This is a genomic window from Polynucleobacter difficilis (genome assembly GCF_003065365.1).
GTDB lineage: Bacteria > Pseudomonadota > Gammaproteobacteria > Burkholderiales > Burkholderiaceae > Polynucleobacter > Polynucleobacter difficilis.
On the sequence record NZ_CP023276.1, the window covers coordinates 226,321 to 238,008 of the forward strand.

Here is an 11,688-nt window from a genome sequence, read left to right on the forward strand (position 1 = left end):
TCATGCGATTTTTTGTAGTGTGTCCCGGCGGATTGGAAACAGTCTTAGCTACTGAGCTGCGGCAGATTGCCGAGCGCCCTGAAGTCAAAGCCCAGGGTGCTTGGGTGCTTGATCCAACCCCAACGAGCCCGACGGGTGGGGTTGGCTTGGCTGGTCCCTTATCAGCCGCTATGGCACTCAATTTGCATTCACGGATTGCTAGCCGGGTGCTCTTGCAAATGGCAGAATCCACCTATCGCCAAGAAGACGATTTATATCGCTTGGCGCATGGCCTCGCCTGGGAAGAGTGGTTTACGCACAAACAAACCCTGCGCGTTGATGTGACTGCGCATCGTTCACCACTGAAGAGTTTGAATTTTGCGACTTTAAAAATCAAAGACGCGATTGTCGATCGCTTGCGTGAAGTCTCGGGTGATCGCCCCTCAATCGATACGGCCTTTCCGGATGTACGTGTGCAAGCGCACTTAACTGCTACTCATGTATCGATCTATTTGGATACCTCGGGCGAGGCTCTGTTTAAGCGCGGTTGGCGCGATGAAAAGGGCGATGCCCCTTTAAAAGAAAACTTGGCTGCCGGTATCCTGGCTTTAACCGGTTGGCAGCCGAAGCAGCCCTTGTTTGATCCGATGTGCGGTAGCGGCACTTTTTTAATTGAGGCAGCGCAAATCGCCATGGGTATTCCGTCGGGAGCAATTCGGGCGGGCTTGTATGACGAGGCTGGCAAAGAAACGACCCACAGCCGCTTGGCTTATCGTCCATTGGTGACATCGGTGCATGGCTTTGGTTTCTTACGTTTGAAGCCATTTTTGGTTGGTGCGGAACAGAAAAAGTGGCAAGCCCTGAAGGATGCCGTCCTCGCAGAAATACTCGAGCGGCGTAAGGCATTTCCCGATGCGCAGTCATTGGGTATCAGCGGTAGCGATATTAATGAAAAACTGGTCTCGATGACCAAATCCAACTGGCAGCGTGCGCAGCTGCCGGGCTTGCCAGTGGTGCGCCAGGTCGATGCCTTGGCGGCCAAGCCTCCTGCCATTGCCAGTAGCTCAGGAGGCGTAGACGCCTTGCCAGCGCTGGCCTTACTCAATCCCCCTTACGGACAACGCCTGGGCATCAAAGGCGGCCGGGGTGATGATCGTGACTCAGATCAGAGTCGCTACGACGACGAGGGCTACGCCGATGATGCAGATCCATACAGTCACAACATTGAAACTGGACGGCAGAGCGCGAAGCGGTCAAGCCGTGAGTCACTCAAGCGCTTGCAGGCCGAAGAAGAAATCGATCCTGCTTTTTTAGAGTTCATGAAGCAATTTGGCCAGCATTTGAAAGATGCCTTTGGTGGCTGGCATGTGTTTATCTTGACGGCCGATATGGCATTGCCAGGGCAGCTGCGGATCAAAGAGTCACGCCGCACCCCACTCTTTAATGGCCCGCTTGAGTGCCGTTTGTTCCGCTTTGAAATGCGCTCTAGATCCGAGCGTTTGGAGTCTGCCGGTAAGCCGATTTAGAATTAGTAATGATGATGTAACTATCACTACAAAAAAGAAGATAGAAAGATAAAACGCCATGGAATTCAAAACCTATATGTGCCTGATCTGCGGTTGGGTCTACGACGAGGCAGCCGGCTTGCCGGATGAGGGAATTGCGCCTGGAACCCTCTGGAAAGACGTACCCATGAACTGGACTTGCCCCGAGTGCGGCGCACGCAAAAATGATTTTGAAATGATGGCCATTTAAGTTCTAAAGCAAATTACACATTAACAAATAAAACGAATGAGAATCACATGGGCCTAAACGAAACCATATTCGAGCGTGCACAAAAAACCATTCCGGGTGGTGTGAACTCCCCCGTGAGAGCCTTTCGTCAAGTGGGCGGCGCCCCGCGCTTTATTAAGAAAGCACTCGGCCCGCACTTTTGGGATATTGAAGATAAGCGCTATGTGGACTTGATCATGTCCTGGGGCCCCATGATCGCCGGCCATGCCAATCCCGAAGTAGTAGAGGCAGTGCAGCGAGCGGCCACCCTGAGTTTTAGTTATGGCGCCCCCACCGTTGGTGAAATCGAATTGGCTGAGCGCATTTGCGCCATCATGCCCAGCGTCGAGCAAATTCGGATGGTCTCGAGCGGGACGGAGGCAACCATGAGCGCCCTGCGTTTAGCGCGTGGGTATACCGGACGTGATCTGATCATTAAGTTTGAGGGTTGTTATCACGGCCATGCCGATAGCCTCTTGGTAAAGGCCGGCTCGGGCTTACTCACCTTTGCTGATTCAACTCAAAATGCACCTTCATCGGGCGGCGTTCCACAAGACTTGGTGAAATACACCTTGGTGCTGCCGTACAACGATACGGCAGCGATTGAAGAAACTTTTAAGTTGCACGGCGATCAAATTGCAGCCGTGATCATTGAGCCCATCGCTGGCAATATGAACCTGATTAAAGCCAAACCAGAATTTTTAGCAGCAATCCGTAAGTTAACCCAGCACCATGGCAGCGTCTTGATTTACGACGAAGTGATGACGGGCTTTCGGGTGGCACTCGGTGGGGCGCAAAGCCTGCAAGGCATTACGCCGGATCTGACCTGCCTTGGCAAGGTCATGGGTGGCGGTATGCCGATGGCTGCTTTTGGCGGCAAAAAAGAGATCATGCAGAAGTTGGCACCGATCGGCAACGTGTATCAGGCGGGTACCTTGTCTGGTAATCCGGTTGCCGTTGCGGCCGGCATGAAGACTTTGGAAATCATTTCGCGGGATGGTTTTTTTGATTGCCTCGGAGGTCAAACCAGTAAGCTGATGGCGGGCCTGAAACAGGCAGCAGATGAAGCCGGCATCCCATTCTCTACTGATAGCGTAGGCGGTATGTTTGGTTTTTACTTTACCGATCAAGTGCCCACCTCATTTGATGCGGTAACCAAGAGCAATATTGATGCGTTTAAGGTCTTCTTTCATGCGATGCTGGATGAAGGCGTCTACTTGGCTCCATCCGCCTATGAGGCCGGCTTTACGTCGATAGCGCATGACAATACCGTACTGGATGAGATCATTACTGCATCAAAAAAAGCCTTTGCCAAACTGAAATAGCTATTTGATAAGACTGCAGGTTTACATCCGTAACGGATGGTCGTAGCCTGCTACCTGCACGATGCGGTATTTATTTGAACGACCCGTCGAAGAAGGGTCGGGAACTTCCACTGCGGTGAGCTTGCCACCCCAGACGCAGCCGGTATCCAGCCCACTGACATTGCGTTTCTGAATTAATCCGAGCGTAGACCAGTGCCCAAAAATGACATGGGTATTTGCGGTCTTGCGCTGTTTGACTTCAAACCAGGGTAGGTAGCCTTTCGGGCTTGCATCCAATCCCTCTTTGCTCTCAAACTCCATTTGGCCTTTGGGTGTGCAAAAACGCAGGCGCGTTAGGGCATTGGTGATGACGCGCAGGCGATCGTTTCCTTTTAAGGAATTACTCCATTTGGTTGGCGTATTGCCATACATCTCAGCCAAAAATCGTTTGTAAGATGATTTGCGAAGGGCCTTCTCCACTTCATGGGCATATTCCAGGGTTTGGCTTAAATCCCAATCTGGCAGCACGCCTGCGTGAACCAGTAAGGCATGGCCATTGCTAAGGGCCATAGGACGATGGCGCAGCCAATCGATCAGTTCTGGGCGGTCTTTGGCTTTTAAGATGCCGTCAAGCGTATCGAGTGGGCGCGATCCCCGCAGGCCCGCATCCCGCGCTAAGAGATTGAGGTCATGGTTGCCAAGGATGCATTCGGCAATGCCTTGCTCTTGCAGTTTTTTGAGGCGACGCAATGTTCCAAGAGAGTTTGGGCCCCGATTGACGAGGTCACCCAAGCAAATGAGTTTTGATTTCTTGGGCAATTTGGCAATCAGTGCATCGAGCTGCACTAAACAGCCTTGCACATCGCCGATAGCGTAAACGGATGACATAGACAAAGTGTAGTTGATTAAGAGTGAATGGGTATAGCGCTAGTACTTAAGCTGCTAGCCCATTTAACCATTTTGCAGCATCGGTAATGGCGATGCCATTTCGGAATTCCTCTTGCCTTAAATTAAAAACAAGCTGCACTGCATTGGCTTGTGGAAACTGAGCAGCAAACCGAGTTAATGCAGTGTGGGGCTTGGTATCGCTTAATTTACATTCAATCAGATGGCTTAACTGTTGCCCATCACTGAGGGCAAAATCTACTTCAGCACCATCTTTGGTGCGAACGTAATGAAGACCGGCGTCTTGACCAGTGCTATCCCGCAGAAAATCCGTTTGTTTGAGTAGCATGCCGGCAACGGCATTTTCTAAGCGAATCCCTGGGTCGCCGCGCACCAGTCCCGTATCAAAAAAATACACCTTTGGCATCTGCAGCATGGACCGAGCAATGTTGTGGTGCCAGGGCTGGATCGTGAAAACAATAAACAGGGCTTTTAGGATTTCAAGATAGTGTTTTAGGGTAGTGGGGGAGACTGCTAAGTCACGTGCAATGGACGCAAGGGATAGGGGCGATCCAACCCGTTCACGCAATAATTCAATGAAGAGGCGCATTGTTGTAATTTCATGAAGGCGTGAGAACTCCAACACATCTTCGCGAATCAGATCGGTAAAGTATTGTGCGCGCCAGCGGTCTGCCTCTATTGCATTTGGAGCTAAACAGGGCTCCGGAAATCCGCCACGCTCTAGCAAATGATCCAGTGCAATTGCTGGACTTACTCCTTCTTGAGTGCACCATTCGCGCACTGAAATCGGATGCAATCGAAATGAAAAATAGCGCCCCGCCAAAGATTCACCGGATTGCCTAAAGGTATCCATTCGGGCGCTACCGGTAACGAGCAGCGCTTGGCCGTTAGGGCGCGCATCGATGACGCCTTTCAACCAGGTTTTCCAGTTGGGCATTTTATGGATTTCATCCATTACCAAGAGATCGGCTGCCGGACTCCAGGATTGATTTTGTAAAACCATGCGGTCCGCAAGCACGTCCCAATTGAGGTATTGGGCCTGGTTGAACTTGCCCATCAACTGCCGGCTGAGGGTAGTTTTACCCACCTGCCGAGGGCCGGTTAAGACCACAGCCTTGCTGGCAAGGTCTTTGAGAACAATCTGGTCGAGATAACGTTTCATGCGACTATTATATAGTCAATTGGATAAAAGTCGCGACTTTTATCCAATTATATGTAAAAAAGTCGTAATTTAATTAGATTAGACCGGATGGGGTGGCTACAGTGAGGAGAAGGGGTCGCCCCGTTTAGGCTGAGGCAACCTTCTTCACCACGCTATACCGCACTAAGGTTTCTTTTCTAGCCTCGTCGTGATTCACGATGGGCAGGGGGTAATCGCGACCGAGCAAAATACCTGCGGCTTCTAATTCAATGTGACCCGCTTCCCATGGGGCGTGGATTGATTTATCCGAGAGCTTTTCTAAAGCAGGAATGTAGCGACGAATGAATTTACCTTGCGGATCAAAGCGCTGCGACTGGGTGGTGGGGTTAAAGATTCGGAAATAGGGCTGTGCATCACATCCAGAGGAAGAGGCCCATTGCCAGCCACCGTTGTTCGATGAGAACTCAAAGTCATTGAGGTGTTTTGCAAAGTAGGCTTCGCCCCAGCGCCAATCGATACCCAAGTCTTTGGTTAAGAAGCTGGCCACGATCATGCGCAGGCGGTTGTGCATATAGCCGCTTTGATTGAGTTGGTGCATAGCGGCGTCGACCAAGGGGTAGCCGGTCTTACCATCGCACCAGGCCGCAAAGCGTTTCTTGGCAGTGGCGCCACTCTCCCAGACGATGCCATCGTAATCGGGCTTAAATGCTGCGCCGCTGGCGAGTCGAGGGTGATTTGCCAAAATCATGAAATAAAAGTCACGCCAAATGAGTTCGCTTAGCCAGATGGTGGCGCCCATGCTGCCAGCCAGCATCCGCCGATGGGCTTCCCTTACCAGGCCCCGAATCGAGAGCATGCCAAAGCGTAAGTGAGTGGATAAATAACTCACACCCTTGATCGCTGGAAAATCCCGACCAATTTGGTATTGATCGATGCGCTTTAAGAAGTCTTCTAAAAAAGACTCGCCACCATCTGAACCCGGGGGCAAGTACGATTCGATGCCAGTTGCGCAAAAGCCCATCGACTCGAGCGACGGAATGCCTAAATCCAGTTTTTTGGGAATAACTGCGAATTGCCCAGGCTTTGCATTACATGCATGGGGCGCAAGATCACCTTCATTGAGGCGCTTAAGCCAAGCATTTTTAAAGGGCGTAAATACAGAAAACACCGTGCTTGAGTTAGTCAGCACCTCTTTCTTTTCAAAGATCACTTGATCTTTAAAAGACTCAAAAGCAATGCCTTGCTTTTCAAGGGAAGATGCAATCACAGCATCGCGCTCAATTGCACTGGGCTCATAGTCGTGATTGACCATCACACAAGAAACCCCAAGATCGCTTGCGATTTTGGGGATGCATTCAGTCGGTTTGCCATAGCGAACGATGAGGCCACCGCCTTGCTTGCGAAGGGCGGCATCAATTTGGTCAATGCCCTGCCAAATAAAGTCCACGCGCCGATCGGCTGTGAGCGCGCCACTCTTACTCTCTTTTAAGGGCTCCAAGATCGTTGTGTCGAACATAAATGCGACCCAAACTGATTTGCTGGATGCAAGAGCATGGCTAAGCGCAGTATGGTCATAGAGCCGCAGGTCACGGCGGAGCCAAACCAGGCTAGCGGGATGAGAATGGGCAGGTGAAAAGGCGGGAGAAGGGGTATTCGATAGGGCCATAGCCGCTATCTTAGGGCTTTATAGAAAATCGGGTGAAACTTAAGCAAAGTAGCGGTCTAAGATCCCCAAAATAGCTACCCCTGAAATCAAAATACCACCAAGCTTGTAAACCAATTTATGTTCGATCACACTCAGTTGGGTATGAATGCATTGAATATCGATCCGAAGGGCATTGATTTCATGTTTCACTTCTTGCATTTGGGTTTGGGTTGCATAGTGTTCGTGGTGATCATTCTCGTAAATACTATCCAGGATCGCTTTTGCCTGAGGCTCTGTAAACCCACTGGACTGTAGGTTTTTAATGATGCAGTAGGTATCTACGGGACGATGGATCATGAAAGTCAAATAAAGTGAACACGTGAACCCCCAAATTTTAATGTCAATAGTCTAAAGTTCAAAGTAAGAAAATAGTTTGTAGGACGGTAGGGTGATTGCAATCAAGATCGCGGTATAGTCAGTAGGAATAATGACTCAAATAAATGAACTAAATGATGGATAGTATTTTTTTCGTTTTCTCCAAGGTAGTGCACATCCTGATTGAGCCCCTCAATTGGCTCATGATTCTGATTGCTTTTGCGTTGCTATTTTTATTGCTGCGTAAGAATCATCTCGTGAAGCGAGTATTGGGCATTGCACTCTGTTTGGGATTCTTCATTGGCTATATGCCAACTTCGCAGTTGGCCATGCGCATCTTGGAAGATGCGGTACCGCAGACGCCAATAACGCCAGAACAACTAAATCAGATCGGCGGCCTTCTGATATTGGGTGGTGCAATCGAAGGCGGGCCCATTACTCGTGATCGTGGTGAGGTATCGATTGGCTCCGCCGCTGAGAGGGTAACAAAAGCATTTCAGTTGCTGCGCCAGTATCCGGAGCTACCTTTTATCTTTAGCGGCTATTCAGGCCGCTTACTACCGCAAGGGCTCTCAGAAGCTGATGCGTTTAAGCAGTTGCTACAAGAACAAGGTCTAGGTAGTCATCCCGGTTATTACGAGAATCAATCGCGCAATACCTATGAGAATATGCTCTACTCCAAAAAAATCATCGATGGGATTGCAGAAAAAGAGGGCACCCCATTCAAGCCCTGGCTACTCATTACCTCTGCAAGTCACATGCTGCGCTCAATGCAGGCTGCCAAACAACAAGGTTTGCTACTTGTACCGCTATCAGTCGATTATCAAACCAGTAAACAAACCAGCTGGCATCGCTTTGATTTAGTTGGGGGTGGCGATCAATGGAATCGCTTGATTCATGAACTGGTGGGGATTGTCGCTTATTGGATTACCGGTAAAGGGGCATTTTCGGTAAAATGAAATGACATGAGCGTTCCCAAGAAAACCTCCGGCAGCAAAGGCCCAAGAGATGCAGAGGGCCCGGGTTCGGCCTCGGCTTTTCCAGACGCAACGCCGCAGCCGAGCAGCCAACTAGCCAACCAATTTTTACTGGCCATGCCGGGTATGCTGGATGAGCAGTTTGCCGGTTCGGTGGTCTACCTCTTTGAGCACAATGCTAAAGGTGCTATGGGCCTAGTAGTAAACCGCCCAACCGACGTCAATTTATCGACCTTGCTCGATAAAATCGAGCTCAAGTTAGAGATCACGCCGTTTGCCGATCAAGCCGTCTATTTTGGCGGCCCAGTACAAACCGAGCGCGGCTTTGTATTGCATGAACCGTCCCACTTCAGTGCTACAGATGCTGGGGCCAGCGTTGATCCTTCAGTTAATACTGCTACAAGTTACAGCTCATCCTTAACTGTGCCGGGCGGCCTCACCATGACTACATCGAAAGATGTGCTGGAAGCAGTCGCTAAAGGCAATGGGCCAAAACGGTTCATCATGACCCTGGGTTACGCAGGCTGGAGCGCTGGCCAGTTAGAGGAAGAGATTGCCTTGAATGGGTGGATTAATGCCGAGCTCAGTCGCGCGCAAATGGCTGAGATCATCTTTAATACACCAGCAGCACAGCGCTATCAGCGGGCCATGCAGGCCTTGGGTTTTGATCCTGCGGATCTATCGGGGCAAGTAGGGCATGCGTAACGCAGCCACTAGTCTGACCATCATCCGGTCGCAAAGCAATACGAGGCTGACTGGATGATGGGGGCAAAGGCTATTACTGCCCTCGCATTTGATTTTGGTACACGCCGCATTGGTTTGGCGGTGGGCAATTCGATTACAGGCTCGAGTCAATCCTTGGCCCCCATTACCACTGACCAGGACGATGTCCGTTTTGCCCTGATCGCTGCCCAAATAAAAGAATGGGCGCCGGATCAATTGGTAGTGGGTCTACCTTGCCATCCCGATGGTGCAGAACACGCTATGACAGCAAAAGCCCGGCGCTTTGGTAATCAACTCCATGGCCGTTTTGGCTTGCCTGTCGCTTGGGTAGACGAGCGCTACACCTCGGCCATACTTGAAAACGATCCCAGTTTTAAGAAAAGCCAAGCGAGCAAGAAAGATGGCGGCCTTGACTCTGAATCGGCCAGATTGATTTTGGAGCAGTATTTTTTGGAGCGTTTGGGCGAGAGTTAGGAGGATAACTACGATACCCAATTCTCTAGGGCTAAATTAGGCACCCGTTTAAATTCACGTAAATTGTTCGTCACCAGAATCAAGCCGTGGCTAGTAGCATGGGCTGCAATATGAATGTCATTCTCTCCAATGATCTGCCCTTTTTTCTCTAGCGCAGCTTTAATTCGGCCGTAGTGTTGTGATGCTTTTGCATCATAGGGTAGGACCTCAAGATGACTGACAAATTCTTCAATTGCCTCTAAATTCTGATCGGTTTTCACACTTTTTTCTGCTCCGTAAAAGAGTTCAGATAAGGTGATACTCGAAATTGCCATACGACTGGCATTAGCATTAAAAATTCCCAATACTTCTTTTGGTCTGCGTTTGAGGACATAGATCACGATGTTGGTATCGAGCAAATACTTGAGCATTACAGACCTTCGCGCTCAACCGGCGTTTGAACGCCGCGCTCATTCAAAAAGTCATTGGTGACTAAAGGACCATTTAAGAAAAAGGCATCCCAGGTATTTTCAATCGGGGTAATGATTCTTTCCCGGCCCCGAATGCGAACGATGACCCGCTTGACCTCATCAGGCAAGCGCGCTTCTGCGGGGAGGCGAACCGCTTGGGTGCGGTTATTGCTAAAAACCGTAGTGATGGCGATAGTCATGACTTGCTCCTATGTATATAGCATTAGTATATAGCATATTTAAGCGGAATGTTGCCAGTCGATGGATTTATTAGGGACAGAAAAGCCGCAAGAAATTCTTTAGGTAAGTAGGGGTGCAAGGACCTTTTGGCCCTATTTATGCAAAAAAACGCTTGGGGTACAGCTAGGGCAATAAAATAAGTGAATCAACATCTTGTGTGCAGATGCACGGGCATGCGAGATAAACCCTTTCAGGACACCAGGATGGACGCCGAGTTACTGTACAAAAAGCTGCTAGCCCAACTGCAGGCCCGAACATCCAAAACCAATCCACCATTTCTGCTCGCTGGTTTAGCAATTGGAGGCGCATGGATTGCAGAGCGCTTGGCACGCGATTTAGGTTTCCCAAACTACGGTGTGATTAATGTCGCCTTTCATCGGGATGACTATGCTGAAAAGGGTCTAGCTGCAATACGCTCTGCAGACAGTATGGCTACCCACTTACCGTTTGAAGTGGCGGGCGCGCACATCGTACTGATTGACGATGTCCTGCTGACGGGCAGAACGGTGCGCGCCGCCTTAAATGAATTATTTGATTTTGGCCGCCCGGCTAGTGTCGAACTGATGGTACTCGCGGATCGCGGCAAGCGGGAGTTGCCTATCGCCGCTGATTTTGTGGGTGAACATGTGAGCGTGCCAGACCACCAGATACTCGCATTGGAAAAGCACAGTTCAGATGCAAAAAGCGACCAATACACATTCCGCTTTGTTCTGGAGGAACGAGTATGAGTATTCAGATCAAGCAAGCCATGCAGACTAATCAAATTAATGAGGCAGGTGAGCTCACCCATTTGCTGACCTTGGAGGGTATGCCCAAAGAGCAGATCCTGCATATTCTGGATACGGCTCAGCAGTTTGTTAGCGTGACCGACCCAGCGCGTGAAGTAAAAAAAGTGCCACTGCTGCGCGGCAAAAGTGTATTCAATCTCTTTTTTGAAAACTCTACCCGTACGCGTACCACCTTTGAGATTGCTGCCAAGCGTTTATCGGCCGATGTAATTAATTTGGACATCTCCACCTCGTCCACTACCAAAGGCGAGAGTCTAATTGACACCATCGATAATTTGATTGCGATGCAGGCCGATATCTTTGTCGTGCGCCACAGCGTATCGCGGGCTCCGATTGAAATTGCTAATCATGTGCCACCCTATGTGCATGTAATTAATGCGGGGGATGGCAGCCATCAGCACCCGACGCAGGGTTTGCTCGACATGTACACCATGCGCCACTTTAAGCAAGACTTTAGTAAGCTCAAGGTAGCGATTGTGGGTGATATCGTCCATAGCCGAGTAGCTAAGTCCAACATTCATGCGCTAACGGCGCTGGGCTGTACTGATATCCGTGCCATTGGCCCAGAAAGCTTATTGCCGAATGATTTGGATATGCTGGGTGTAAAGGTCTTTCATAGTATGGAAGAGGGCTTACGCGGAGTGGATGTCGTGATGACGCTGCGCATTCAGAAAGAACGTATGGAAGCCGGTAAGGTGCCTGAAGGAGATGCCTTCTTTAAGCAGTTTGGTTTAACCGAAGAGCGCCTGGCTTTGGCCAAGCCCGATGCGATTGTCATGCACCCTGGCCCGATGAACCGCGGCGTTGAGATTGACTCCAAAGTAGCGGATGGCGCGCAGTCGGTCATACTGAAACAAGTGACCTTTGGTATTGCAGTGCGCATGGCAGTGATGTCGATTGTGGCGGGTAATTAA

The 11,688-nt window shown here is 50.1% G+C and carries 14 protein-coding genes; 8 read left to right on the forward strand and 6 right to left on the reverse strand.

Features of this window, described 5'->3' with window-relative positions; all coding sequences use genetic code 11:
• Positions 1-2 precede the first annotated feature (2 nt).
• The 3 genes from AOC34_RS01200 to hemL are packed head-to-tail and all read left to right on the forward strand — an operon-like array spanning position 3 to position 3,077.
• Complete coding sequence (locus AOC34_RS01200) at positions 3-1,505, forward strand: THUMP domain-containing class I SAM-dependent RNA methyltransferase (protein ID WP_108468394.1); 1,503 nt, start codon at positions 3-5, stop codon at positions 1,503-1,505.
• Between the two features lie 58 nt (positions 1,506-1,563).
• Entirely contained in the window at positions 1,564-1,734 is a 171-nt protein-coding gene (locus AOC34_RS01205) for a rubredoxin (protein ID WP_108468395.1), read from the forward strand.
• Between the two features lie 47 nt (positions 1,735-1,781).
• Positions 1,782-3,077 carry a glutamate-1-semialdehyde 2,1-aminomutase gene (gene hemL, locus AOC34_RS01210; RefSeq protein ID WP_108468396.1) on the forward strand — a complete coding sequence of 432 codons (1,296 nt, stop codon included), beginning with the start codon at positions 1,782-1,784 and terminating at the stop codon, positions 3,075-3,077.
• Positions 3,078-3,098: 21 nt separating this feature from the next.
• On the opposite strand, the gene AOC34_RS01215 is transcribed toward hemL, so the two are convergent.
• The 4 genes from AOC34_RS01215 to AOC34_RS01230 all read right to left on the reverse strand — a co-directional run bounded on the left by AOC34_RS01215 (position 3,099) and on the right by AOC34_RS01230 (position 7,105).
• Complete coding sequence (locus AOC34_RS01215; RefSeq protein ID WP_108468397.1) at positions 3,099-3,944, reverse strand: symmetrical bis(5'-nucleosyl)-tetraphosphatase; 846 nt, start codon at positions 3,942-3,944, stop codon at positions 3,099-3,101.
• A gap of 46 nt (positions 3,945-3,990) precedes the next feature.
• The gene (locus AOC34_RS01220; RefSeq protein WP_108468398.1) at positions 3,991-5,124 is read right to left on the reverse strand and encodes an ATP-binding protein; all 1,134 of its coding nucleotides are present in this window, start codon (positions 5,122-5,124) and stop codon (positions 3,991-3,993) included.
• A gap of 124 nt (positions 5,125-5,248) precedes the next feature.
• Positions 5,249-6,769, reverse strand: a complete 1,521-nt coding sequence (locus tag AOC34_RS01225; protein WP_108468399.1) for a cryptochrome/photolyase family protein — start codon at positions 6,767-6,769, stop codon at positions 5,249-5,251.
• Positions 6,770-6,808: 39 nt separating this feature from the next.
• Positions 6,809-7,105, reverse strand: coding sequence for a CCDC90 family protein (locus AOC34_RS01230; RefSeq protein WP_108468400.1), 297 nt, complete (start codon positions 7,103-7,105; stop codon positions 6,809-6,811).
• Positions 7,106-7,257: 152 nt separating this feature from the next.
• On the opposite strand from AOC34_RS01230, the gene AOC34_RS01235 reads away from it, so the two are divergent.
• From AOC34_RS01235 to ruvX, 3 genes are all read left to right on the forward strand, one after another.
• Positions 7,258-8,082, forward strand: coding sequence for a YdcF family protein (locus AOC34_RS01235; RefSeq protein ID WP_234408117.1), 825 nt, complete (start codon positions 7,258-7,260; stop codon positions 8,080-8,082).
• A 135-nt stretch (positions 8,083-8,217) separates the two neighbouring features.
• Complete coding sequence (locus AOC34_RS01240) at positions 8,218-8,805, forward strand: YqgE/AlgH family protein (RefSeq protein ID WP_234408164.1); 588 nt, start codon at positions 8,218-8,220, stop codon at positions 8,803-8,805.
• A 54-nt stretch (positions 8,806-8,859) separates the two neighbouring features.
• Positions 8,860-9,297: a Holliday junction resolvase RuvX gene (gene ruvX / locus AOC34_RS01245; RefSeq protein ID WP_108468403.1), complete on the forward strand. Its 438-nt coding sequence runs from the start codon at positions 8,860-8,862 to the stop codon at positions 9,295-9,297.
• Between the two features lie 8 nt (positions 9,298-9,305).
• On the opposite strand, the gene vapC is transcribed toward ruvX, so the two are convergent.
• Entirely contained in the window at positions 9,306-9,707 is a 402-nt protein-coding gene (gene vapC / locus AOC34_RS01250; RefSeq protein ID WP_108468404.1) for a type II toxin-antitoxin system tRNA(fMet)-specific endonuclease VapC, read from the reverse strand.
• Positions 9,707-9,946: a type II toxin-antitoxin system VapB family antitoxin gene (gene vapB, locus AOC34_RS01255; protein WP_199908306.1), complete on the reverse strand. Its 240-nt coding sequence runs from the start codon at positions 9,944-9,946 to the stop codon at positions 9,707-9,709. Before vapB ends, vapC begins: the two co-directional genes overlap by 1 nt.
• Positions 9,947-10,189: 243 nt before the next feature.
• On the opposite strand from vapB, the gene pyrR reads away from it, so the two are divergent.
• Together pyrR and AOC34_RS01265 are read left to right on the forward strand one after the other, a co-directional pair.
• Positions 10,190-10,714, forward strand: a complete 525-nt coding sequence (pyrR, locus tag AOC34_RS01260; protein ID WP_108468405.1) for a bifunctional pyr operon transcriptional regulator/uracil phosphoribosyltransferase PyrR — start codon at positions 10,190-10,192, stop codon at positions 10,712-10,714.
• Between the two features lie 20 nt (positions 10,715-10,734).
• The gene (locus AOC34_RS01265; RefSeq protein ID WP_108469979.1) at positions 10,735-11,688 is read left to right on the forward strand and encodes an aspartate carbamoyltransferase catalytic subunit; all 954 of its coding nucleotides are present in this window, start codon (positions 10,735-10,737) and stop codon (positions 11,686-11,688) included.

Excerpts from the sequence above, each read along its gene's own strand:
- AOC34_RS01215 (WP_108468397.1), bottom strand. The coding sequence starts at position 3,944 with ATGTCATCCGTTTACGCTATCGGCGATGTGCAAGGCTGTTTAGTGCAG.
- AOC34_RS01200 (WP_108468394.1), top strand. The coding sequence starts at position 3 with ATGCGATTTTTTGTAGTGTGTCCCGGCGGATTGGAAACAGTCTTAGCT.
- vapC (WP_108468404.1), bottom strand. The coding sequence starts at position 9,707 with ATGCTCAAGTATTTGCTCGATACCAACATCGTGATCTATGTCCTCAAA.
- ruvX (WP_108468403.1), top strand. The coding sequence starts at position 8,860 with ATGATGGGGGCAAAGGCTATTACTGCCCTCGCATTTGATTTTGGTACA.
- AOC34_RS01230 (WP_108468400.1), bottom strand. The coding sequence starts at position 7,105 with ATGATCCATCGTCCCGTAGATACCTACTGCATCATTAAAAACCTACAG.
- AOC34_RS01225 (WP_108468399.1), bottom strand. The coding sequence starts at position 6,769 with ATGGCCCTATCGAATACCCCTTCTCCCGCCTTTTCACCTGCCCATTCT.
- hemL (WP_108468396.1), top strand. The coding sequence starts at position 1,782 with ATGGGCCTAAACGAAACCATATTCGAGCGTGCACAAAAAACCATTCCG.
- AOC34_RS01235 (WP_234408117.1), top strand. The coding sequence starts at position 7,258 with ATGATGGATAGTATTTTTTTCGTTTTCTCCAAGGTAGTGCACATCCTG.
- AOC34_RS01205 (WP_108468395.1), top strand. The coding sequence starts at position 1,564 with ATGGAATTCAAAACCTATATGTGCCTGATCTGCGGTTGGGTCTACGAC.
- AOC34_RS01220 (WP_108468398.1), bottom strand. The coding sequence starts at position 5,124 with ATGAAACGTTATCTCGACCAGATTGTTCTCAAAGACCTTGCCAGCAAG.
- pyrR (WP_108468405.1), top strand. The coding sequence starts at position 10,190 with ATGGACGCCGAGTTACTGTACAAAAAGCTGCTAGCCCAACTGCAGGCC.
- vapB (WP_199908306.1), bottom strand. The coding sequence starts at position 9,946 with ATGACTATCGCCATCACTACGGTTTTTAGCAATAACCGCACCCAAGCG.
- AOC34_RS01240 (WP_234408164.1), top strand. The coding sequence starts at position 8,218 with ATGCCGGGTATGCTGGATGAGCAGTTTGCCGGTTCGGTGGTCTACCTC.
- AOC34_RS01265 (WP_108469979.1), top strand. The coding sequence starts at position 10,735 with ATGCAGACTAATCAAATTAATGAGGCAGGTGAGCTCACCCATTTGCTG.